The sequence below is a fragment of the Nostoc sp. KVJ20 genome (genome assembly GCF_001712795.1).
Taxonomy (GTDB): Bacteria; Cyanobacteriota; Cyanobacteriia; order Cyanobacteriales; family Nostocaceae; genus Nostoc.
Window position 1 is genome coordinate 1 of the sequence record NZ_KV757571.1, and the last position, 23,143, is coordinate 23,143.

Annotated in this window: 19 protein-coding genes and 1 other RNA gene; 14 read left to right on the forward strand and 6 right to left on the reverse strand. The window is 43.5% G+C overall.

Translation table 11 applies throughout. The features are described 5' to 3' along the window. From A4S05_RS06105 to A4S05_RS06120, 4 genes are all read left to right on the forward strand, one after another. The coding region (locus A4S05_RS06105; protein ID WP_141699653.1) for a tetratricopeptide repeat protein at nt 1-502 on the forward strand (502 nt) is incomplete at its 5' end. 180 nt (nt 503-682) lie between these two features. Further along, a complete protein-coding gene (locus A4S05_RS06110) occupies nt 683-937 on the forward strand; it encodes a UPF0175 family protein (RefSeq protein WP_069068941.1) in 255 nt (84 codons plus the stop codon). Next, nucleotides 927-1,430 (forward strand): PIN domain-containing protein, encoded by a 504-nt coding sequence (locus tag A4S05_RS06115; protein ID WP_069068942.1) that lies wholly within the window; start codon nt 927-929, stop codon nt 1,428-1,430. The genes A4S05_RS06110 and A4S05_RS06115 overlap by 11 nt, the downstream gene beginning before the upstream one ends. A gap of 159 nt (nt 1,431-1,589) precedes the next feature. Next, the gene (locus A4S05_RS06120) at nt 1,590-3,356 is read left to right on the forward strand and encodes a tetratricopeptide repeat protein (RefSeq protein WP_069068943.1); all 1,767 of its coding nucleotides are present in this window, start codon (nt 1,590-1,592) and stop codon (nt 3,354-3,356) included. Nucleotides 3,357-3,576: 220 nt separating this feature from the next. Here A4S05_RS06120 and A4S05_RS06125 read toward each other — a convergent pair whose 3' ends face one another. Then, complete coding sequence (locus A4S05_RS06125) at nt 3,577-4,224, reverse strand: pentapeptide repeat-containing protein (protein ID WP_069068944.1); 648 nt, start codon at nt 4,222-4,224, stop codon at nt 3,577-3,579. A 178-nt stretch (nt 4,225-4,402) separates the two neighbouring features. Then, nucleotides 4,403-4,897: a hypothetical protein gene (locus tag A4S05_RS06130; protein ID WP_069068945.1), complete on the reverse strand. Its 495-nt coding sequence runs from the start codon at nt 4,895-4,897 to the stop codon at nt 4,403-4,405. A gap of 813 nt (nt 4,898-5,710) precedes the next feature. Between A4S05_RS06130 and aroF the strand changes: the two genes are divergently transcribed. From aroF to A4S05_RS06145, 3 genes are all read left to right on the forward strand, one after another. Continuing rightward, nucleotides 5,711-6,622 (forward strand): 3-deoxy-7-phosphoheptulonate synthase, encoded by a 912-nt coding sequence (gene aroF / locus A4S05_RS06135; RefSeq protein WP_256090840.1) that lies wholly within the window; start codon nt 5,711-5,713, stop codon nt 6,620-6,622. A gap of 423 nt (nt 6,623-7,045) precedes the next feature. After that, nucleotides 7,046-8,392 (forward strand): efflux RND transporter periplasmic adaptor subunit, encoded by a 1,347-nt coding sequence (locus tag A4S05_RS06140; protein ID WP_069068957.1) that lies wholly within the window; start codon nt 7,046-7,048, stop codon nt 8,390-8,392. Beyond that, complete coding sequence (locus tag A4S05_RS06145; RefSeq protein ID WP_069068947.1) at nt 8,389-11,664, forward strand: efflux RND transporter permease subunit; 3,276 nt, start codon at nt 8,389-8,391, stop codon at nt 11,662-11,664. The genes A4S05_RS06140 and A4S05_RS06145 overlap by 4 nt, the downstream gene beginning before the upstream one ends. A 141-nt stretch (nt 11,665-11,805) precedes the next feature. On the opposite strand, the gene A4S05_RS06150 is transcribed toward A4S05_RS06145, so the two are convergent. The 4 genes from A4S05_RS06150 to A4S05_RS06165 all read right to left on the reverse strand — a co-directional run bounded on the left by A4S05_RS06150 (nt 11,806) and on the right by A4S05_RS06165 (nt 15,708). Next, nucleotides 11,806-12,519 (reverse strand): carbonic anhydrase, encoded by a 714-nt coding sequence (locus tag A4S05_RS06150; protein ID WP_176726928.1) that lies wholly within the window; start codon nt 12,517-12,519, stop codon nt 11,806-11,808. A 16-nt stretch (nt 12,520-12,535) separates the two neighbouring features. Further along, nucleotides 12,536-12,847, reverse strand: coding sequence for a P-II family nitrogen regulator (locus A4S05_RS06155; protein ID WP_069068948.1), 312 nt, complete (start codon nt 12,845-12,847; stop codon nt 12,536-12,538). Nucleotides 12,848-12,851: 4 nt separating this feature from the next. Next, entirely contained in the window at nt 12,852-13,820 is a 969-nt protein-coding gene (locus tag A4S05_RS06160) for a sodium-dependent bicarbonate transport family permease (RefSeq protein WP_069068949.1), read from the reverse strand. An 805-nt stretch (nt 13,821-14,625) separates the two neighbouring features. Then, a complete protein-coding gene (locus A4S05_RS06165; protein ID WP_069068950.1) occupies nt 14,626-15,708 on the reverse strand; it encodes an MraY family glycosyltransferase in 1,083 nt (360 codons plus the stop codon). A gap of 158 nt (nt 15,709-15,866) precedes the next feature. On the opposite strand from A4S05_RS06165, the gene groL reads away from it, so the two are divergent. From groL to A4S05_RS06205, 7 genes are all read left to right on the forward strand, one after another. After that, nucleotides 15,867-17,540, forward strand: a complete 1,674-nt coding sequence (gene groL, locus A4S05_RS06170) for a chaperonin GroEL (protein WP_069068951.1) — start codon at nt 15,867-15,869, stop codon at nt 17,538-17,540. Between the two features lie 293 nt (nt 17,541-17,833). Beyond that, entirely contained in the window at nt 17,834-18,976 is a 1,143-nt protein-coding gene (gene corA, locus A4S05_RS06175) for a magnesium/cobalt transporter CorA (protein WP_069068952.1), read from the forward strand. A gap of 64 nt (nt 18,977-19,040) precedes the next feature. Beyond that, nucleotides 19,041-19,736 carry a hypothetical protein gene (locus A4S05_RS06180; protein ID WP_069068953.1) on the forward strand — a complete coding sequence of 232 codons (696 nt, stop codon included), beginning with the start codon at nt 19,041-19,043 and terminating at the stop codon, nt 19,734-19,736. A 48-nt stretch (nt 19,737-19,784) separates the two neighbouring features. Then, nucleotides 19,785-20,219, forward strand: an RNA gene (gene rnpB / locus A4S05_RS06185) — RNase P RNA component class A. 124 nt (nt 20,220-20,343) lie between these two features. Further along, on the forward strand, nt 20,344-21,063 hold the full coding sequence (gene rnc, locus A4S05_RS06190) for a ribonuclease III (RefSeq protein WP_069068954.1): 720 nt from the start codon (nt 20,344-20,346) through the stop codon (nt 21,061-21,063). Between the two features lie 92 nt (nt 21,064-21,155). After that, a complete protein-coding gene (locus A4S05_RS06195) occupies nt 21,156-22,244 on the forward strand; it encodes a Gfo/Idh/MocA family protein (RefSeq protein WP_176726929.1) in 1,089 nt (362 codons plus the stop codon). A 483-nt stretch (nt 22,245-22,727) separates the two neighbouring features. Further along, on the forward strand, nt 22,728-23,126 hold the full coding sequence (locus A4S05_RS06205) for a tetratricopeptide repeat protein (protein WP_069068956.1): 399 nt from the start codon (nt 22,728-22,730) through the stop codon (nt 23,124-23,126). The last annotated feature ends 17 nt before the right edge of the window (nt 23,127-23,143 follow it).

Genomic DNA, 23,143 nt, shown 5'->3' on the forward strand with positions numbered 1-23,143 from the left:
CGAAGCCGAACCCCTGTTTCAGGAAGCTTTAGAACTGACAAAACGCTTACTGGGAGCAGAACATCCCCATGTTGCCATTAGGCTGAACAATCTTGCAGGACTCTACTTTTTTACAGGACGTTACAGCCAAGCCGAACCCCTATATCAGCAAGCTTTGTCACTAACAAAACGCTTACTGGGAGAAGAACATCTCCACGTCGCCGCTAGCCTGAACAATCTCGCATTACTCTACTTTTCTACAGGACGCTACAGCGAAGCCGAACCCCTGTATCAGCAAGCTTTGTCACTAACAAAACGCTTACTGGGAGAAGAACATCTCCACGTTGCCGCTAGCCTGAACAATCTCGCAGGACTCTACGATTCTACAGGACGCTACAGTCAAGCCAAACCCCTGTTTCAGCAAGCTTTGGCAATTTGCGAACAGACTTTAGGTGTAGGTCATCCCGATACAATTACAGTTCGGGGAAACTATGCAATCTTTTTAAGAGAAGCATATCGCTAGCGATCGCACCCTTTCCCAAAATCACACCAAACTGATGCCAGACAACAGTTGTAGTTCAAATTTTAGCAGCGATCTTCCCCTCATAACCAAAGTACAGTAAAGAATAGAGCGTAGGCGTAGTCCGTCGTAGACATCGCTTTGCGGTTTCAAATTCCAAACGCCAAATTTGAGGATAAAATTATGCGAACAGTACCAATCCAATTACCAGAAACAGTATTTTCAGCACTTCGTAAAAATCCAGAAGAATTTATCCAAGAAATGCGAATTGCAGCCGCAGTTAAATGGTATGAATTAGGTGATATCTCACAAGCCAAAGCAGCAGAGATTGCTGGGCTAACTCGTGCTGAATTTATTAATGCCTTATCACGCTACAAAGTAGATTTTATGCAATATACTGCCCAAGAGTTAGCCCAGGAACTGGCAAATGTCGATTAATCGTGTAATTATTAACTCTTCACCTTTGATTGTTCTATTAAAAAGTCAACAAGCAGAATTACTTCCACAATTATTCACAGAAGTTTTAGTTCCATTAGGTGTTTTTGAAAAAGTCACAACAAAAGATGATATCGCATCAACACAATTACCCAGTATTTCTTGGATACAAACAGTAGAAGTTAATGCTATTGCTCCTGAAGTCGCAGCTTGGGATTTAGGAAAGGGAGAATCACAAGTATTGAGTTTGGCACTAAAAAATTCCAACTGTGCCGCTATTGTTGACGATAGGGCAGCACGGCGTTGTGGTCAAGCTTTAGGTATTATTACTATCGGAACCGGAGGCTTGCTGATATTAGCAAAAAGACGTGGACTAATCCCAAGCATATCTCCTGGAATTCAAGCTTTGCGTGACGCTGGTTTGTGGTTATCCGATAGTTTGGTCAGTTTACTGAAAACTTCAAGCAGGAGAATAGCGATCGCCCATCAATTGTAACTTCAAATAGCGATCGCTCCTTCTTCTCTCTTTCTTGACGGTTTGATTCTTATGTTAATGCTTTTAAATGCTTTTATGCGAATAGGATTTATACCCCAAAGAGAGGAGATTTCCCAATGAAGACAAAGCTAGAATAAAAGTAAATTTCACAAGCTGTTTATGCAATGGGCTAATTTTCTAGCCAATGAAGCTGCTACTAATGGCTTATCTCTAGAGCAAACGGCAGCTTTTGCAAAGTATTTTAAGACAGAAAACTTAGGAAAAAGTGAAACTAAACTTGCCAGCGAATTAAACGTTGATATTGTTGCTTTCAGAAAGTGGATTGGTGAGGTATATGACAAGTTTGCCCAGAATTATCCTGAGTTAGCGATTTCCAACAGTCGAGACAAACGACAAAAGTTACAAGCTTTCCTGAATGCAAAATATAATAGCGAATTGGATATCCTCAAACCATTGGCGGCGATGAAATTATTAAAATCGCTGGTGGTTCGGGAACGACTGCAACAAGAAGCTTGGGCTGCGAGAAGAATTTGTAAATTTTTAGGATATTTACCTTTAGCCTTAGAGTTAGTGGGGCGATATTTGGATAAGATACCAGATTTGTCTCTGGAAACATTGCTGAAGCGGCTAGAGAAGAAACGAGTGGAACATGAACCAGTAGTCAATGCTAACTCATTGATGTCTTATGAATACGGTGTAATTGAAGCTTTTGAATTAAATTGGGAACAATTGGATGAAAATGCACAAAGCTTTGGCTGTTTGCTAAGTTTGTGTGCCTTAGCTGACATTCCCTTATCTGTTGAGACGATAGAAGATGACCAAAAACAACAACTCAATAAGAAAGCCATAGACGATTTACTAGAATTACATTTACTACAACAGAAAAGTAAAGTAATTTATCGTCTAAATCCATTGATTCGGCAACTTTTTCAAATGAAGTTGGATAAATCAAGTGAGGCGGATGAAGCAAAAACTAAATTTGCAGCGATGATGTTAGAGGTAGCAAAGCTAATTCCGCAACAGCCTAACCCTGAAGATATTCTCAACCTCACTCCACATATTCCACATATTACAGAAGTTGCAACCAATTTATCCCAATATCTGGGCGATGAAAATCTAATCACTCTGTTTACCAAACTAGCCTGGTTTTATCAAAGTCAAGGACTTTATCAGCAAGCAGAAACTTGGTTGCAACAGTGTGTAGAATTGACTCAAAATCGTCTTGGTTTAGAACATGCTGATGTCGCCACTAGCCTGAGCAATTTAGCATTACTCTACGAATCTACAGGACGCTACAGCGAAGCCGAACCCTTGCTTAAGCAAGCTTTAGAACTGAGAAAACGTCTATTGGGAGAAGAAAATACCGATGTCGCTACTAACCTGAGCTATTTAGCATTAATCTACGAATCTACAGGACGCTATAGCGAAGCCGAACCGCTGTATCAGCAAGCTTTAGAACTGTGGAAACGCTTAGTGGGAGAAGAACATCCCAATGTTGCCACGAGTCTGAACAATTTAGCAGCATTGTACTGTTATACAAGACGCTACAGCGAAGCCGAACTTTTACTTAAGCAAGCTTTAAAACTGAGAAGACGCCTGCTGGGAGAAGAACATATCGATGTTGGCACTAGCCTGAACAATTTAGCACAACTCTACGAATCTACGGGACGCTACAGCGAAGCCGAACCACTGTATCAGCAAGCTTTAGAACTGAGTAAACGCTTACTGGGAGATAACCATCCTGATGTCGCTATCAGTCTGAACAATCTCGCAGCACTCTACCGTTATAGAGGACGCTATAGGAAAGCCAAACCCTTATTTGAGCAAGCTTTGAAAATTTGTGAACGGACTTTAGGTATAAGTCATCCTACTACTATGACGGTTCGGACAAACTATACAAGCTTTTTAAGAGAAGTATATAATTAGCGATCGCACCTCTAAAGGAACTTCCAAAGAATAAATATGCGTTTTTGGTAGCCTCTGCGATCGTTTTTGCAATACAGCAGATTGCAAGTTAATGAAGTACAAAAATACCCCACCCTAACCCTCCCCTTGCAAAGGGGAGGGAACTAAATTTCCGGTTTCCCCCCAATGCATCGGGGGGATTAAGGGGGGTAAAAGATGTACTTCAATAATGCAACCTCGGTTATTGAAAAATTGAACCATCAGGCATAATTGCCCCTGCTAAGTTAGTACCAATTAGTTTAACGAGAAGACGCTCACCAGAGCGAATCCGCGCTCCCGTCAAGTCGGCTCCTCGCAAGTCGGCGCCACTGAGATCCGCACCAATCAAATTAGCAGCGCGTAAATTTGCCTCCCGGAGATCCGCTAAAAGTAGGTTTGCCCGAAATAAATTTGCTTCAGATAAATTCGCACCTCTGAGGTTGACTTTGTGCATAAAAGTATCGCTGAGATTAGCACCACTCAAATTGGCATAACTCAGATTTCTGCCAGATAAGTCTTTATTGCTCAAATTTGCCCGACTGTAGTCTTTGCCACTCAAGTCTGAGTTTTGCTTTGGTGGTTGCTGGGTTGTTTGAAATGGTTTTTCTTGTTGAGGTGGCGGAGAATTAAATGTAGTTTGAGGTTTGGTTTTTAGAGAGCGCAATTTTTCACGAGCTTCATTTATGGCTTTCAGCTTATCTTGTGCTTTCTGCTGTAAACGGAGATTGTCTTTAGGAATGCGATCGGGATGCCAAACAAAGACTAAATCTTTGTAAGCCTGGTTCACTTCCTCAAGTGTTGCTCCAGGCTCTAATTCCAAAACTCTATAGTACCGCTCCAGATCGCTCATACGATATTTTGGTGGACAATCAACTTAATTATGAGTGATGGAGCCATCTATCCGCTGCATCATTTGTTATTGATTATGGGTATTGGGGATTGGGCATGGGGAATTGGGCATTGGGCATGGGGCATTGGGCATTGGTTATTAATTCTAATCCCTCACTCCCCCTGCTCCCCCTGCTCCCTCATCTCCCCATCTCCCCATTTCTCCAGCGAGCGATCGCTCTCCAATATGCTGCAACTGGAATCTGATAGACTTCAATAAAAATCCAAACGATAATTGATAAATGTGATAAAAAAGTTAATATCGTCCAAATATATGGCATCCAGGTAATGGGTTCCTTCAGATTAGCAGGAAAATAGTAAGCTACTATGCCAATTAGAGTAGTGGGAAGAATTACAAAAACTGCTGCTGCTAGTCCATAGCCCCAACCTAACTCCACACCTTCTAGCTGTCCTTCTGTCCAACTAAACCCATTCCAACGCCAAGTTAAGGGTGGTTGCCTAGAAGGCATCTTGATTTGCTGTAGTTCTAAGTTGACTGTAAAAATCTCTTGGCAAAAGTCACAAGCCATAGCTTCCATCAATGGCATATGAGAAATCTTACCTATCCGACAGACTGGGCAGGGGTAAGCTCCATGATAGTCGAAAGATTGGGCTAAGATTTTGGAACTAGGCATAATGAAACTGATGATCCTAAAAAGTTGATCTTGTCAATGAGGACTTGGGTAAGAATAATGTATGGCGATTGTCAATTGTCTGCAATAAGCTTTCGCAAGATGAAGTCATAAGTCAGGAGAATTATATATTCTAACTTCTCAATCCTGGCTCTTTGAACCTCTAAAGTATGGAAACCACCGCTTATAATTCTCTCTAATTACCTTATTACCTTAATTTGGCTGTATTGTATTCGTTAGAAAATTTTTTTACTGGATAGTTATTTTTGCCATGCTGCACTAGTACTTCACCAAACAATTTAGGAAAGGGCGTGATTTTGAATTCCCCAAAGCTTTATAGTGTTGATCCCCACAGTTGTAATGAGTCTATCGCTTTTTTATAGTTTGTGGAGGTCTTGACACCGTTTACTCTTCCTGATAATATTACCTTAAATAGGTATAGCTTCTAAATTTTCCAGCAAGAGCTACGCAAATGCTTAACACAAATTCCTACTTTTATTTTTGGTTTAAGGTGGTTCACCGGGAGTGAATCGAGTTTCCTAATGGAAACCGCCCGGTGAACCGCAGAGCAAACTCTGCGGTTTTTGTTTTTTTAAGGAGAATTTCATCGTCATGACTTATTTCACTAGCTGGTTTTATGGCTTTTACTTTTGGCCCAGACTAAGTTCCGGGTAAATAGCGTCATGTCGATAAATCAGAACGCGCCCGGAACTTTTAAAGGTTTCGGGCTTTTTTGTTGTTTGTTATTGGGGACTGAGGGAGTAGAAATTAGGACTGTAAAACAACTCTTACCCAATCCCCAATTCCCAATCCCCAATCCCCAATCCCCAATCACTAACTTTTCAGGAGAATGAAACCATGATTAATGCCAAACTTGCCGCACAATCTCATCTGAACCACCAGACAATCGTTAAAATCTCAGAAAAAGTCGCTTTCGGCGGCAAAGAACTGGTAATTATTGGCGGCCCCTGCACTGTTGAAAGCTTAGAACAAATGGAGATAGTCGCCCAAAAACTAGCTACTGCATCGGTGCATGGATTGCGTGGGGGTGTTTATAAACCCCGCACATCTCCCTACGCTTTCCAGGGTATGGGAGTGGAAGGATTAGAGATTTTGGCAAAGGTGCGATCGCATTACAATCTGCCAGTTGTCACTGAGGTGATGTCAATTTCCCAAATTGAAGTAGTCGCCGCCCACGCTGATATGCTTCAAGTTGGTAGCCGCAATATGCAAAACTTTGACTTGCTCAAAGCTTTGGGACAAGCTGGTAAACCAATACTACTCAAGCGTGGTTTAGCAGCGACAATTGAAGAATTTGTCATGGCTGCTGAATATATTCTCAGCCACGGGAATCCTGATGTGGTGTTGTGCGAAAGAGGTATCCGCAGTTTCGATGATTACACTCGTAATGTCCTAGATTTAGGGGCAGTAGCAGCACTCAAACAAATCACTCACCTGCCTGTGATTGTAGATCCTTCCCATGCCGTTGGTAAACGGGAACTTGTAGCACCTGTGGCTAGGGCTGCGATCGCTTGCGGTGCAGATGGATTAATTATTGAGTGTCACCCAGAACCAGAAAAATCTGTTTCTGATGCCCGTCAAGCACTTTCTTTAGAAGATATGGTGCATTTAGTTAATAGTTTAAAGCCTGTAGCAACAGCCGTTGGGCGCAGTATATCAGAAGCCGGGGCGGGTTTGGAACCTGCCCCAATTTTTTGGGCTGCCTAAATTTCAATTGAGGCGAGGCGATCGCTTGAATGTCTGAGTCAAAATATTTATTTTGGCCTAAAGACAAACAGCGATCGCTTTCGTAAAAGAAAGTTGTTACTTAGGCTATTCCATTTGCCCTCAAACAATTTTGTCAACCCAATCTTGTATATACAAATAAAGTCATAACAACTTAATACCAAAGTCACAACATTTTCACAACAATTTCCTTCCAAAAGGGTAGGCTAAAACAGCAATCATTAGTACACTAATATTTAGTTTAGCTAACTATTTTGTTTGTCTAATTAGAGTTAATCGCAACCAACCATTTTGCGGAAAATGCGATGTCTAATGACAAGCTAATACGTGTCTGTGCTTCCCCCTTCCCCCCAGATTGTTGATATGCGCTGTTTAGCCCCTATTCAGACAATAGAGCCTTCGCCCTTGCCTGCTCAAGCTGTTCCTTGTTTTCAAAGCATTATTCAAAGAGGGCGGTTCTCGCTACTTATATTAGGTCTTACCTACTTGTGTAGTGCTTGTAATGCAACTGACGCCCAATCAAGTAGCAAAGAAGCAGGGAAAAAACGAGCTGTGCCAGTGGTAGTTGCCAATGCAATTAAAAAAACGATTCCAATACAGCTATCGGCGACGGGAACGGTGGAAGCATATTCCACGGTATCTGTGAAGTCTCAGGTAGGCGGACAGCTTACGGGAGTCTATTTTCAGCAAGGACAGAACGTTAAGAAAGGAGACTTGTTATTTAAAATTGATTCCCGTCCTCTACAAGCCGCACTGATGCAAGCTAATGCTGCCAAAGCTAAAGATTTAGCGCAGGTAAAACAGGCACAGGCAAATGTGTTAAAAGCGATCGCCCAAGTGAACCAGGCAAAAGCGAATGTAGTGAAGGATAAGTCCCAGGCAACAAATGCAGATGTGCAAGCTCAACGTTATGCTAGTTTGCTCAAAGAAGGGGCAATCAGTAAAGAACAGGCTGAACAATATCAAACCAGTGCTGCTGCTCAACAGGCGACTGTGAAGGCAGATCAAGAGGGAGTGGCAAATGCTCAGGCAGCGATCGCAGCAGCCCAAGCAGATGTACAAAATGCCGAGGCAGTGGTAGTGGCAGATGAAGCTGCGATCGACAATGCCAAAGTTCAGCTTTCCTACAGTTCTATCTACTCACCAATTGCTGGACGCACAGGTAGTCTGAAGCTAAATCAAGGGAACTTGGTACAGACGAATGCCGATGATCCGCTAATTACAATCAGCCAAATTCGCCCGATTTACGTCAACTTTTCCATTCCTCAACGACTGCTGCCAGATATCAAAAAATACAGTGCTAATAACGGCAAGTTAAAAGTCGATGCTTTACCTCCTAAAGATGTAGGGCATCCAGTACAAGGCGAACTCACTTTTGTCGATAGTGGAGTCAATACCCAAACAGGCACAATTCAACTTAAGGGTACTTTTGCCAACGCTGATGAGCGCCTGTTTCCGGGGCAATTTGTCAATGTAGTACTCAAACTCAGCGAAGAACCAAATGCCATTACTATTCCTTCCCAGGCGGTACAAAGTGGACAGCAAGGGCAGTTTGTGTATGTAGTCAAACCTGACAAAACAGCAGAAATGCGTCCAATTACGGTAGGTGACACCGTTGGGAATGAAACGGTAATTAAGCAAGGCTTGAAACCAGGCGAACAAGTAGTCACTGATGGACAATTTAACCTAGTACCTGGTGCCACAGTCCAAGTGAAACCGGAAGTAGGAAGCAAGAGGCAGGCAGCACAATGAACATTTCGGAGCTATTTATCCGGCGTCCAATCATGACAACCCTAGTTATGGTTGGCATTTTGATATTTGGGCTGATCAGTTACCAACAGCTACCTGTTAGCGACCTGCCTAATGTAGATTATCCGACACTCCAGGTAACAGCTAACCTGCCCGGAGCTAGTCCAGAAACGATGGCTTCCTCGGTAGCAACCCCCTTAGAGCAGCAGTTTTCTAGCATAGCGGGATTGAGTTCAATGAACTCTACCAGTTCTTTGGGTACTACACAGGTGACGCTGCAATTTGACCTGAATCGGGATATCGACGGCGCAGCATTGGATGTGCAGTCTGCTATTTCTAAGGGAGCGAAGCAGTTACCGACTAATATGCCTAATCCCCCATCTTACCGAAAGGTAAATCCGGCGGATCAGCCAGTGCTTTATATCTCCCTCAACTCGTCTATTCTCCCCCTATCAACTGTAGACAAGTATGCTGAGACATTGCTGGCACAACGTCTATCAATGGTGGATGGAGTAGCGCAGGTGCAGGTGTTTGGTTCCCAAAAATACGCGGTACGAATTCAGCTTGACCCCGAATCGCTGAGTGCTAAGGGGATAGGAATTGATGAAGTAGCAACTGCGATCGCAAATGGAAATGTTAATCTACCTACTGGCACACTTTACGGTCAACAGCAGAATTCTACAATCCAAGCAAACGGTCAACTCAATGATGCCGCCAGCTATCGCTCCCTAAATGTAGCCTATCAAAATGGCGCACCAGTGCAGCTAGGCGAACTGGGTCAAGTCTTGGACAGTGTAGAAAATGACAAAATAGCAAGTTGGTATTTTCCTGTCAAAAAGGAGAGTAAGGAAGCAGGGGACAAGTCCTCAATCCAAAATCCAAAATCTAAAATCCAAAATTCTGGCGTGCGGGCGATTGTTCTGGCAATTCAGCGCCAACCGGGAACTAATACTGTTCAAGTAGTGGATGCAATTAAGAAATTGCTACCCACCTTCCGCACACAGATTCCGGCGGCTGTGAACATGGATATTCTCTACGATCGCTCCCAGTCAATTCGTGAGTCGGTGGATGATGTCCAATTCACGCTGTTGCTCACCATCGCGCTGGTGGTGCTGGTAATCTTTCTGTTTCTCCGCAATCTCTCTGCTACAGTCATTCCCAGTTTGGCAGTGCCGCTTTCGATCGTAGCGACTTTTGGAGTCATGGTGCTACTGGGCTTCTCTCTCGATAACCTATCGCTGATGGCGTTGACCCTTTCAGTTGGCTTCGTGGTTGATGATGCCGTAGTCATGCTAGAGAACATTGTCCGCCACATGGAAATGGGTGAAAGCCGGATGGAAGCAGCCCTAAATGGTTCTAGAGAAATTGGTTTCACAATTTTATCTATGACCATTTCCTTAGTAGCAGTATTTATCCCGATACTTTTCATGGAAGGCATTTTGGGGCGACTGTTCCGTGAGTTTGCCGTTACAATCAGCGTTGCAATCTTGGTATCTGGCGTAATATCTCTGAGCTTAACGCCAATGCTGTGTTCAAGATTCTTGAGTCCACCTCATCATGAGCAAGAGAGTGAGGGGGATGAGGGAGCAGGGGGAGCAGGGGAAGCAGGGGAAGATGAGGGAGAAATTCTTAATTCCCAGTCCCCAGTCCCTAGTCTCCAATCCCGAATCCAAAATTTCAACCGTCGTCTCTACAATTTTTCAGAAAATATCTTTAATGTGATATTGGGCAGATACGATTGGAGTTTGAAGAAATCACTCAAGTATCACCGCACGACGATGGTGATTTCGGGAGCGATTCTTGTAGCAACAGTGTATCTATTTATAATTGTGCCTAAAGGGTTTGTTCCCAACGCAGATGTTGGACAAATCACTGCAACTACTCAAGCATCAGAGGATATATCCTTTGATGAGATGGTAAAACATCAACAAGCTGTAGCTGCGATCGCCTATCGTGATTCTAATGTCGATTCTATCAACTCCAGTGTCGGGGCTGGCGGGCCAAATGCTTCCGCTAATGCTGGCAGAATTTTAATCGAACTCAAGCCCCGCCATGAGCGCCATCTCAGTGCTGATGAAGTTGTGCAGGAACTCCGACCGAAGTTGTCAGTTGTGCCTGGAATCAAAGTTTTCTTGCAAAATCCTCCAGCCATCAATGTTGGTGGACAACAGACAAAAGCACAGTATCAATTTACTCTGCAAACTCCCAATATCCAGGAGCTTTACCAGTATGCTCCAGTTTTAGAAGAGAAATTGCGATCGCTCTCAGATTTACAAGATGTCAACAGCGATTTGCAAATCAAGAATCCCCAAGTAAAAGTAGACATTAACCGCGACCAAGCTTCGGCTCTAGGTTTGACGGCTAATCAGATTGAAACTGCTCTGAGTAATGCCTATGGTACTCGCCAAGTTTCCACTATCTACGCCTCTGATAGCCAGTACCAAGTAATTATGGGTGTGGAACCAAAATATCAACAAAATGCCAATGCCCTAGATTTACTTTCAGTTCGTACCCCCAGTGGGCAACTCGTACCTCTTAACGCTGTAGCAACCTTGAGCAAAGATGTAGGCCCCTTGACTATCAACCACAAAGGGCAACTGGCATCTGTCACCTTCTCCTTTAACCTCAAGCCAGGAGTATCACTCGGTAATGTCACTGGGAAAATTGAGCAACTCGCCCGTCAAACACTGCCACCTACTATCAGTACAGCCTTCCAAGGTTCCGCGCAGGCATTCCAGTCATCAATTCAGGGCTTAGGAATGTTATTGCTGGTTGCCATCTTAGTGATTTATATCGTTTTGGGGATTCTCTACGAAAACTTCATTCACCCGCTGACAATCCTTTCTAGCTTACCATCCGCTGGATTTGGGGCAATACTGACCCTATTGCTGTTTCAAGTTGACTTGAATATTTACGCCTTCGTGGGCATCATCCTGCTGGTTGGCATTGTGAAGAAAAACGGGATCATGATGGTTGACTTTGCAATTATTGCCCGTCAAAATGGCAAAACTGCTTATGATGCTATCTATGAAGCCTGCTTGGTGAGGTTCCGCCCCATCATGATGACGACAATGGCAGCACTCATGGGTACACTGCCTATCGCCCTCGGTTTGGGAGCCGGTGCAGATACACGTCGTCCCCTTGGTTTAACGGTAGTTGGGGGGTTGGTGTTCTCGCAGTTTCTCACACTTTATTTGACGCCCGTTTTTTACACCTACATGGAATCTTGGCAAACCAAACTGCAAAAAAGAAATTGGCGCAAACAGGCAATTTGACACTCCCCTGATATCGTGTTCGGCTAAAGACTTATCATTTAGACATCAGGGGGAAAGAGGCTTTTCTGATGTGCGATCGCGATTATCTCTTATGGAAAACTAAAAGCGATCGCTCCTGTCTGAAATTTGAGGTTTGCCGAACTAAGTAATAATAACTACTCTACCTGTATCTAAATCGTAACGACCCCCCACAATTTTCAATTTTCCCGCCTCCACCTGCTTAGTTAAAAGCTTTGAGTGCTTCAACCGTTCGATTTGATATTGCACATTTGCCACGACAGCGTTTTCAACCGCATCACCTGGCTGATCTTTGACATTTTTCAGGGCTGGCTTAATGGCCTGAACAAAAGTACTAATATCACCAGGTAACGATTCGTTTTGTACAGCGGCGGTTACAGCCCCACAACGCTCATGACCCATTACCATCAGCAACGGACTACCTAATAAGACAACCGCATATTCAATACTGCCGAGCGCTTCATGTGTGGCAATATTTCCGGCAATCCGAACATCAAAAATATCCCCAATGCCTTGGTCAAAAACAATTTCTGCGGGTACTCGTGAATCCGCACAACTAAGAATAGTTGCAAACGGATGTTGAGCTTGAGCAACTTCCTGCAACCGCAGCGCAGATTGATCAGGGTATTGGGGATGATGATCAACAAATCGCTGATTTCCCTCTATCAGCTTTTGTAAGGCTGCATCGGGACTAAGGGATTGAGTAGAGGCTGGGTGCATTTCGCCCGCTGTAGCCTGTTCTACCCGCCAGAGTAAATCGCTGGCAGATAACATCATCCCAAACGCCCCGGTCATTCCTAACTTTAAAAAGTCACGACGTTCTATGAAATGCTTCATTGAATTTATAACTCTCTTACATTGACGCAACACATCTGACAGAGCGAATCTCCATCACATCAGAAACGTAGCAAGTACCCCCGAACTTGTTGAGAAGTGGTTTGATATTTTCTACAACAGGTTTGAGTTGTTCTGGCATACAAAATGCCAGGATGTAAACATTATCAAGCATAGTCATGTCTAAATCTTCTGTCGTTCCTTGTAATCCTTTACCAGCAACATTTCGGATTACGGCATGGTTATGTACACCCGACTTGTCTAAATTATCTAAAATTTTGGCAAGCTCAAAGGAGTTAGCGATAATTTCTATCTTTTTAACTACGTGCATATTATTAGCTCCAAAATAGGTTAATTCCGTAGAGATATAGCGGAATTCCCACAATAATATTGAACGGAAATGTCACCGCTAGAGCGGTAGAAACATACAGGCTGGGATTTGCTTCTGGAACAGTCATCCGCATCGCCGCTGGAACAGCAATATAAGAAGCGCTGGCACACAATACAGCGAACAAAAGCGAATCTCCGCGAGGCATACCGATGAATTTGGCAATTAACAACCCAATCCCTGCATTGAGTATAGGAATTAGTATGGCAAATAAAATTAGGAAAACTCCGGTTTTTTGCAAGTCTTTAATTCTTCTAGCAGCGACCAATCCCATGTCCAGTAAAAAGAAGGTGAGAACACCATAAAATAACCCTTGAGTAAAGGGTTCTAATACTTTCCAACCGTGTTCTCCTGTCAAGACACCTATAAAGAGACTACCAACTAGGAGAAAAACTGAACTATTAAGAAATGCTTCTTGTAAAACTTCCGGCCACGATAAGTCCCGCTTGCCATCGGCGGTGAATATATTCACCAAAATTAGACCAACTATAATCGCTGGAGATTCCATCAGGGCAAGAGCTGCTACCATGTAACCATCAAAATTAATGCCAAGCTCAGTTAAAAAAGCGCTAGCCGTGATGAAGGTGACAGCACTGATAGAGCCATAAGTTGCAGCGATCGCAGCCGCATCATAAGTATCCAATTTCCACTTCAGGATAAAAAAGGTATAAATTGGAACAACGCAAGCCATCATCATTGCTGCTGCGAGTGTTAGAATTACTTCCTGAGTTACACCGCTTTTGATTAGTTCTACTCCTCCCTTAAAACCAATGGCAAACAGCAGATACAACGAAAATAGTTTGGGAATTGGTGCAGGAATTTCTAGATCGGACTTGACAAAAACAGCAATCATGCCTAAAAAGAAAAACAGGATTGGCGGATTCAAAATATTGGATACAATTAAGCTAAAATCCATATCCACCCCTCCTTGTATTGGTTAAACCTGAAATTAAAGAAATTTTTCATCTTTAAAAATTTAACGGTTGAATCATGATGTATCGTGTATTGCTACCCAATGTCAATTGGGTATTCAAGGAGTGAATAGTCCTATTGGTGACAATACTCTCGGTTAGGTATTACAGCCTTTTTCAAACAAATAAAGCACGGGCTAGGGAACATTGCGGTGTCCCTACGAAAATCCGGAGGGGCAATTCATGTAGACGCGTTCGCGTAGCGTCTCGTAGAGAAGCGGCTTCCCGCAGAGTATTGCCCCTACTGTTGACAACAGAACAAGTCAGAAATTACCCAGTATTTTTATAATTTTTGATTCCCCGTCGCTGATTTTACGACAGAACGCGCAGGAATAACTGATGGCTAACTTATCTACATAGAAAAGTTAACGTATTGTCGTGGCAATTCATTAATTGCCACAATAAAAACCTTGTCTAAATGCCAGTATTTTTTGATTTACAACAATTTAGCAAATCCCGCTTGCTCAAAATGACGGTCAGATTTGACATCCTCCCACAACTGATTCGGAGTACCGAATGCAATGGGGGATTCCAAAGATCACTCCTTGGGTTTCCTCTTTCCACGACCTAGCAATCGCGTGATTCTTGACCATAATACGCCACAAGGTCGTTAGACCTCACCACGCACCTTGCCGTCTTAACATCGAGTTAAGCTTTGCAGCATAGGGAAAATCAGGATTAGCAGCTAACTTCTATTGTTCGATGGTGGGTGAAGGCGATGCGATCGCGCTTAACCCACCCGACAAGCAACTAAGGCTGTTGGCGTATCCTTTGCCAGACAGTAAAACCCAAAAGAAGAATAATGCTACTGGCGGTAGTCAGTATCACAGCCGAACTCATACCTTGTATTCTCATCGCCAGCAAGTTGAAAACTAAGGTAATTGACCAAAGAGTGAACGCAGCATGGCGCTGGGAAAGTCCCCAAGCAAGTAAGCGGTGGTGCAAATGGTCTTTACCAGGAGTACTGAGAGGGTTATTTCCTGCTAGTAGCCGCCGCACAAATACTTGAGTGGTGTCTAGCACTGGTAACAACAGAAATAAAACAGTAGGAATTAGTGCATAAACTGTGTTTTGTTGCAGTTTGCCTAAAATACTAGTTGCTGCCAGCACATAGCCAAAAAAGTATGCTCCGGCATCACCCATAATAATTCGTGATGGATAGAAATTATGGCGCAAAAACCCTAGTGCAGCACCTCCCAAGGCTGCTAATACCAAAATAGCTGCTGCACGATTGTTAAATTGGGCTGCAACCCCCAACAAACTCATGGCGGTAATAAAGCTGATTCCTCCCGCCAAACCATCCATACCATCCATCAAGTTAATGGCGTTGGTAATCCCTACTACCCATAGCACTGTTAGCAACATGGATAGTAACGAGTCGATAGGAGTGCCAAACATCACTTGGACACTGATGCCATTAGCTACCAGCAACAGTGCCGTGACAATTTGCGCCCACAATCGAACAGAGGGCGGTAAGCCGAACTGATCATCGATAAAGCCCACAAGAACTAATATCGAACCCCCTAACAGAATAGTGAGCACCTGAGCCAATACGTTTTGGAGTTCGATCGGTCGTAAAAGGCTAGCTAATACCAGCGCGGCAATCACACCCGCGTAGATAGCTAGCCCCCCTGCATTGGGTAAAGGTTCTCGATTGAGTCGCCGTGCGTTGGGTTGGTCAGCCCAACCTACCCGCAAGGCAAATTTTCGTACTGTCGGAATTAAACGCCAAGTTACAAGCCAAGCCAAGAGGAACGTAAATACTACTGCCAACCAGCCGGTGCCGCTAGGGTCGGCAATACCAAGGGACTTAAGGGAGTTGTCTAGATTCATCTCCCAATTCAAGCATTACTGCCAGTATCTAATATGAGCATCACCTGTATATTAATCAATTTTTTTTATTTCCATTTGTAACTTGAGCCGCTTGAGAGATTAGCACTCTGGCGCTGTGAGTGCTAAATTGTCTAATGGAAGCGCTGGAGAAATAAAACATGGCGAAAATTATTGCATTTGACGAGGAATCGCGGCGAGCTCTAGAAAGGGGTGTTAACGCCCTTGCCGATGCCGTAAAAATCACCTTGGGGCCTAAAGGTCGCAATGTCCTTTTAGAAAAAAAGTTTGGCGCACCTCAAATTGTCAACGATGGTATCACTGTTGCCAAGGAAATTGAATTAGAAGATCCTTTGGAAAATACTGGTGCAAGACTCATCCAGGAAGTAGCCTCAAAAACTAAAGATGTCGCTGGGGATGGTACAACCACCGCCACAGTTTTAGCACAAGCCTTGATTCGGGAAGGTTTAAAGAACGTCGCGGCGGGTAGTAATCCAGTTAGCTTAAGACGTGGGATCGACAAAACTATTGAGGCACTGGTAGAAGAAATTGCCAAAATAGCCAAGCCAGTAGAAGGAAGTGCGATCGCTCAAGTTGCTACTGTCTCTGCTGGTAACGATGAAGAAGTTGGCCAAATGTTAGCCCAAGCAATGGAAAAAGTCACCAAAGATGGTGTCATTACCGTTGAAGAATCTAAATCCCTAACCACCGAACTAGAAGTAGTTGAAGGGATGCAGATAGATAGAGGTTACATTTCTCCCTACTTCGTCACCAACAACGAGCGGCAAATTGTTGAATTTGAAAACGCTCGGATCTTGGTTACTGACAAAAAAATCAGCAGCATCCAAGATTTAGTGCCAATTTTGGAAAAAGTCGCCCGTTCTGGTCAACCTTTGTTAATCATTGCTGAAGATGTCGAAGGTGATGCTTTGGCAACTCTGGTAGTGAACAAAGCGCGGGGTGTACTAGCCGTGGCTGCCATTAAAGCGCCTGGGTTTGGCGATCGCCGCAAAGCTTTGTTAGAAGATATTGCCATTCTCACCGATGGACAGTTGATTTCCGAAGAAATCGGCTTAAGCCTAGATACCGCTGCTCTAGAAGCGCTGGGAACTGCCCGCAAAATTACCATTGACAAAGAAAGCACCACCATTGTAGCTGGCAGTGTCACCAAGCCAGAAGTACAAAAGCGGATTGGTCAAATTCGTAGACAGTTAGAAGAAACCGATTCTGAATACGATCAAGAAAAGCTCCAAGAACGCATCGCCAAGCTTGCTGGCGGCGTGGCAGTGATTAAAGTGGGTGCGGCAACCGAAACCGAACTCAAAGACCGTAAACTGCGGATTGAAGACGCGCTGAATGCTACTAAAGCAGCCGTGGAAGAAGGTATTGTTCCTGGTGGTGGAACAACTCTAATTCACTTAGCTAAGGCGGTAGAAGCGATTAAAAAGACCTTACAAAATGACGAAGAAAGAATTGGGGCTGATATTGTCGAACGAGCGCTAGAAGCCCCCTTGCGCCAAATAGCAGACAATGCCGGTGCTGAAGGTTCTGTGATCGTCTCGAAAGTCCGGGATAGCGACTTCAACATTGGCTACAACGCTGCTACTGGCGAATTTGAAGACTTGATTGCTGCTGGTATTATCGACCCTGCCAAAGTCGTGCGTTCAGCTTTGCAAAATGCTGGTTCCATTGCTGGTTTGGTCTTAACTACCGAAGCGATCGTTGTTGAGAAGCCAGAGAAGAAATCCGCTGCTCCTGCCCCTGATATGGGCGGTATGGGCGGTATGGGTGGCATGGGTGGCATGGGCGGCATGGGCGGCATGGGTATGTTCTAACTTCTGCTCACCCAGATAAATATTTTTTAAACAGTTTGCCTGGGCAAGGCAAACTGTTTTTTGTAGCATTGCTGATTCAGAGGCGATATGTTATACCAATTCGTAATTCGTAATTCGTAATTCGTAATTTGTCAGATTAAGTCTGGCTGATGAGTAAATTATCAACCTAAATAATTGGATAATTTAGAAATTACCGTTTTTATATTAAGTTTGAAAAAATTACGTGTAAGTTATCCTTATGTACTTTGTTATTTACAAATGACAAATGACTAATCACTATTAGGTAATATTTTATGGCACGAAAACTGCGTCGCCTTCCCAAAATACTAAATAATCCATACGAAGATGAGTTCCATCACCAACCAGGGACTATCCCTGGAACCATTTTTATTGATGCAGATGCTCCGCCACCAATAATTTTCTTGATTGACTATAACCAAAGCAATTTCATCCGCGAACAAATAGCAACTCCAGAGGAATGTATCCCTTATATTGATAGCGAATCCATTTCTTGGGTAGACGTACAAGGTTTAGGCAGTCAGGACATATTACAACGATTGGGTAACGTCTTTGAGTTACATCCTCTAGTTTTAGAAGATGTAGTCAATGTACCGGAGCGTCCCAAAACAGAGGATTATGAAGACCAATTGCTATTCATTGCCCGCATGGTAGTACCAAAGGAAAGAACATGTGGTTTTTACAGCGAGCAAGTAAGTTTAATATTAGGGAAAAATTATTTGTTGACAGTACAAGAGGAACCAGAACATGATTGCTTTGAAGCAGTGCGATCGCGAATTGAAAAAAACAAAGGTATCATCCGCAAACAGGGCGCGGATTATTTAGCTTACGCTGTGTTAGATGCGATTATTGATGGCTTTTTCCCAGTGCTGGAGCTTTATGGAGAGCGAATCGAAGAGTTAGAAGAGGAGGTAATAGTTAAACCAACGCCACAAACACTACAAAATATTTATCAAATTAGGCGAGAACTACTGCAACTACGTCGTGCTATCTGGCCCCAACGAGATGCAATTAATTCCTTAATTCGAGATGGTAGTGAACTAATTGGCGAAGAAGTACGAATCTACCTGCGAGATTGTTATGACCATACAGTGCAAGTGATGGATATGGTAGAAACTTATCGAGAACTATCATCTGGATTAATGGATGTGTACCTTTCGGCAGTAAGTAATAAAATGAATGAAATCATGAAGGTGCTAACGATAGTTTCAACAATCTTTATTCCCCTGACTTTTGTGGCCGGAATATATGGTATGAATTTCAATACTGAAAAATCGCCATATAATATGCCTGAATTGAATTGGTATTGGGGCTACCCAATTTGCTTGGCAGTGATGGTAGCGATCGCACTTAGTTTGGTATTCTTTTTTTGGCGACGAGGCTGGCTGCAAAATTCTGTAGTGATCAAGCGCAATTAAAAATTGTAGATTAGCGATGAGTCAAATATATATTCATTAGCACCGGGAGTTAAGATTCTGAGTTATGAGGAGTAGCGACCAGAATTTAGTAGTTTTGACGATTTATATTATTGGTGTCTCTTATGTGTTTAACCGCATGGTTGAATCCATTGATGACCAAGTTAAATTTGAGTTTAAAAAAGGAATCGTTGATGAGCAACTAAAAGAACAAAATCTCGACGACAAAATTGGAATTTCCTTTAAACTTAAACCCTCATACGCCATTGAAGATTTGAAAGATTTAGGAATTAGCATAGAAAATAAATCTGAGAATGTTGCCGTATACGTTGACTGGGACAATAGTTCTTTAGTCGTTGAGCATAGCAAACAATCGCGGCGTGTGATTCGGAAATCACCAGACTTAACCCGCGACTTAGCAGTACCTCAAAGTCCTAGCCTGATTGCTCCCAAAAAAACACTTTCTGAGACAGTGACAGCAGAAGATGTATTTGAGCGCGATAAAGAAGCTGGAACCTATTCAGCCAAAAAACCACTAATTGATATTAACGGGCTGCAAAAAGGCCAAAAAAAGCTGTACAACGACTTTATCAATAGAAGAAAGGAGTTGGACTTTTCCCTGCAACTAGTACTCAGGATATCTGAGGTACGTTTAGGTCTAGCCCCAGGTCGTGATTTTCCTCCCATTAGTATTATCAATTGTCCTTTCACAGTCAGGAAACTACCTTGGACTTACGCTCTACCTTGGAATAAAAAAAAGTAATATCAACCAGACAGACTATGCCATCCAAGATTACACTGGATCTAAGGAGAGAGTAGACGCAGGCGGTTGCAGATCAGTCATAGTCACTGGTTTGAGGAAAGTCCGGACTCCCGAAAGACCAAACTTGCTGGATAACGTCCAGTGCGAGCGATCGTGAGGATAGTGCCACAGAAAGATACCGCCAAGAATAGGGAATAGGGAATAGGGAATAGGGAATAGGGAAAGAAAAACCCCACTCCCCACTCACCACTCCCCACTCTCCAATCTTTGGTAAGGGTGCAAAGGTGCGGTAAGAGCGCACCAGCAGTATCGAGAGGTGCTGGCTCGGTAAACCCCGGTTGGGAGCAAGGCGATAGGAACTATGGTTGGTCTTTTACCAGTTCCGCTCAATGAGAGCCGCTAGAGGCGTCTGGTAACAGGCGTCCCAGATAGATAACTGCCCTCGCAAGAGAACAGAACCCGGCTTATGTACTGCTCTCTCCCCCTTTTTTAGTGCTGAGTTAGAAGAGACGCGATGAATCGCGTCTGTACAAGAATTAGAAGTTTGTATTTTTCCCCTGCTCCCCCTGCCCCCTTCCTCCCCTGCCCCCCTTCCCCTTGTTATGTAATGTCCCTTGCCTATCCACGCCGTCAACGGCAACTTGAAAGTTTAGTCCAAAAATTAGGTTTGTCGCTAGAAGCACCTATAAAGTGGGAACTGCTAGATTTAGCGCTAACTCATCCCACTGTTTCTGATTCGGCAAATTATGAACAGCTGGAGTTTGTTGGCGATGCAGTGGTGCGCCTGGTGTCGGCTGTTGTGTTATGGGAAAATTATCCCGATTGTCCCGTAGGGGATTTTGCGGCAATTCGTTCGGTGTTGGTGAGCGATCGCATCCTCGCCCAATTGGCCAGAACTTATGGTTTGGAGTTATACTTACTAGTTGCTGGCAGTGCTACCGCTGATAAAGTTGGACTAGAGTCACGACTAGCAGACGCTTTTGAAGCAGTTCTGGGGGCGCTTTACTTAAGTACTCAAAATCTAGAACTGATCCGCTCTTGGCTAGATCCCCACTTCCTACAATTAGCAACAGAAATTCGCCTTGATCCTGCCAGACTTAATTACAAAGCTGCTCTCCAAGAATGGACTCAGGCACAATTTAAAGTTTTACCAGAGTATCGGGTTGTAGAAGTCAGTCAACCGCACCGTAATCATGAACGTTTTGTGGCTGAAGTGTGGCTGCACGGAACCAAGCTAGGATTTGGTAAGGGGCGCTCAATCAAAACCGCTGAACAAGCCGCAGCCAAGGTAGCTTTTTTAGCAATCTCTAATCCGGAAAAACCCTGAACTCAAAAGATTACAAATAAACTGATAATCAGTTGCTAGTCATTTGTTATTTGACTAATGACTAATGACCAATGACAAGTGACAAATAACTAATGACAAACCAAATTAAAATTGCTGTCATCGGAGTTGGACGTTGGGGAGTGCATCTGCTGCGAAATTTCTTAGCACATCCCGAAGTAAGTGTAGTTGCTGTAGTAGATCCTCATCCAGAACGATTAGCGGCGATAAAGCAGCAGTTTAATTTAGATGAAAATGTATTATTGACAACTCAATGGCAAGATTTAAAGAAAGTGCCAGGATTGACAGGTGTGGCGATCGCAACTCCTGCTACCACCCACTATGATTTAATTAAAGATGCTCTCCAGCAGGGATACCATGTTTTAGCAGAAAAACCTCTAACTCTCAACCCAGTAGAATGCCGAGAACTTTGCCATCTAGCAGAGCAGCATCATTTAATACTCATGGTTGACCATACTTATTTATTTCACCCAGCAGTTGAGCGAGGAAAAACTGTAGTACAAGCGGGGAAATTAGGAGATTTACGCTATGGCTACGCGACGCGCACCCATTTAGGGCCTGTCCGGCAAGATGTTGATGCATTGTGGGACTTAGCTATTCACGATATTGCTATCTTTAACGCTTGGCTAGGTCAGATTCCTGTGAAAGTACAAGCAACGGGTACGGTGTGGCTACAGGGAGCAGGGGAGCAAGGGAGCAGGGGAGCAGGGGAGCAGAAAGATATAAATTCTCCTCTGCCTCAAGGTTTGGCTGATCTAGTATGGGTAACACTGACATACCCAGATGGCTTTCAAGCTTATATTCATTTGTGTTGGTTAAATCCTGATAAGCAGCGACGGCTGGGGATTGTAGGTAGCCTTGGTAGCTTGATTTTTGATGAGATGTTGCGATCATCACCTCTAACCCTGCTACATGGGGAGTTTGAACAACAAGGTAATCAATTTATTCCTGTGAATCAAAAGCAGGTGGTGCTGGAGTTAGAATCAGGGGAACCATTGGGGCGAGTTTGCGATCGCTTTGTTGTCTCTATCCTTAACAATACTCCCTCAGAGATTTCGTCTGGCTGGGTAGGCACTGAGTTAGTAGAAATTCTTGCTGCTTTAACAGCATCTCTTGAGCAAGGCGGCCAACCTGTTTTTCTGAAAAACTGCTCTCAAGTCTAATTTTCCCCTGAGAATAACCGCCTGATACTGTTCGGTTAAGCAAGAGACGCGATAAATCGCCGTCTCTACAAGAATCAGTCCTTTGTAGAGACGGCGATTTATCGCGTCTTTGGGATCGCATTGAATAACCACCCATTTTCATTCATTAACGGAGTTCAAAGCCTCATTCACGAGTATCAAAGACTCATCAACGAAGCTTTGAGGTTCATTAACGGAGTTCAAAGACTCATTCACGAAGCTCTGAGGTTCATTAACGGAGTTCAAAGACTCATTCACGAAGCTCTGAGGTTCATCAACGGAGTTCAAAGACTCATTCACGAAGCTCCGAGGTTCATCAACGGAGTTCAAAGACTCATTTACGAAGCTCTGAGGTTCATTCACGGAGTTCAAAGACTCATTCACGAGTATTTATCAAAAATTCATCCGATTTTTAGCGATTTTCGGGTAAGTCCTGATAAAATCAGCTAACGTATGAGCATGATTATGCACAACCGTATATTTACTACTCTATTTTTAACTCTATTTCTGGCTACCACACCCCAGTTTGTAGTTGCTCAAAACAATATTGAACAGCTATTTAAACAAGGCGACGCTGCCGAATCGGTGGGTAATAATTCCCAAGCAGAGACAATTTGGCGGAAAGTTTTACAAGTTGAACCCAATAATGGCAAAGCTCATAACAATTTGGGTAATGCTTTGCGGCGACAGGGGAAACTAGAAGAAGCATTAGTGGCGCACCAAAAAGCGTTACAACTCAACCGTAATGATGCCGAAGCTTACGTGGGTATAGGGAATGTGCTAAATGCTCAAGGGAAATTAGAAGAGGCGATCGCACTTTACCAGAAAGCCTTGCAACTCAACCCTAAATTGGCTATTGCTTAGAGGATGTTTTAAAAGTC

Coding starts and splice junctions, on each gene's coding strand:
- rnc (WP_069068954.1), top strand. CDS start 20,344: ATGTCCCTTGCCTATCCACGCCGTCAACGGCAACTTGAAAGTTTAGTC.
- A4S05_RS06145 (WP_069068947.1), top strand. CDS start 8,389: ATGAACATTTCGGAGCTATTTATCCGGCGTCCAATCATGACAACCCTA.
- A4S05_RS06165 (WP_069068950.1), bottom strand. CDS start 15,708: ATGAATCTAGACAACTCCCTTAAGTCCCTTGGTATTGCCGACCCTAGC.
- A4S05_RS06195 (WP_176726929.1), top strand. CDS start 21,156: ATGACAAACCAAATTAAAATTGCTGTCATCGGAGTTGGACGTTGGGGA.
- A4S05_RS06205 (WP_069068956.1), top strand. CDS start 22,728: ATGCACAACCGTATATTTACTACTCTATTTTTAACTCTATTTCTGGCT.
- corA (WP_069068952.1), top strand. CDS start 17,834: ATGGCACGAAAACTGCGTCGCCTTCCCAAAATACTAAATAATCCATAC.
- A4S05_RS06110 (WP_069068941.1), top strand. CDS start 683: ATGCGAACAGTACCAATCCAATTACCAGAAACAGTATTTTCAGCACTT.
- A4S05_RS06180 (WP_069068953.1), top strand. CDS start 19,041: ATGAGGAGTAGCGACCAGAATTTAGTAGTTTTGACGATTTATATTATT.
- A4S05_RS06115 (WP_069068942.1), top strand. CDS start 927: ATGTCGATTAATCGTGTAATTATTAACTCTTCACCTTTGATTGTTCTA.
- A4S05_RS06130 (WP_069068945.1), bottom strand. CDS start 4,897: ATGCCTAGTTCCAAAATCTTAGCCCAATCTTTCGACTATCATGGAGCT.
- A4S05_RS06160 (WP_069068949.1), bottom strand. CDS start 13,820: ATGGATTTTAGCTTAATTGTATCCAATATTTTGAATCCGCCAATCCTG.
- A4S05_RS06155 (WP_069068948.1), bottom strand. CDS start 12,847: ATGCACGTAGTTAAAAAGATAGAAATTATCGCTAACTCCTTTGAGCTT.
- groL (WP_069068951.1), top strand. CDS start 15,867: ATGGCGAAAATTATTGCATTTGACGAGGAATCGCGGCGAGCTCTAGAA.
- A4S05_RS06120 (WP_069068943.1), top strand. CDS start 1,590: ATGCAATGGGCTAATTTTCTAGCCAATGAAGCTGCTACTAATGGCTTA.
- A4S05_RS06150 (WP_176726928.1), bottom strand. CDS start 12,519: ATGAAGCATTTCATAGAACGTCGTGACTTTTTAAAGTTAGGAATGACC.
- A4S05_RS06125 (WP_069068944.1), bottom strand. CDS start 4,224: ATGAGCGATCTGGAGCGGTACTATAGAGTTTTGGAATTAGAGCCTGGA.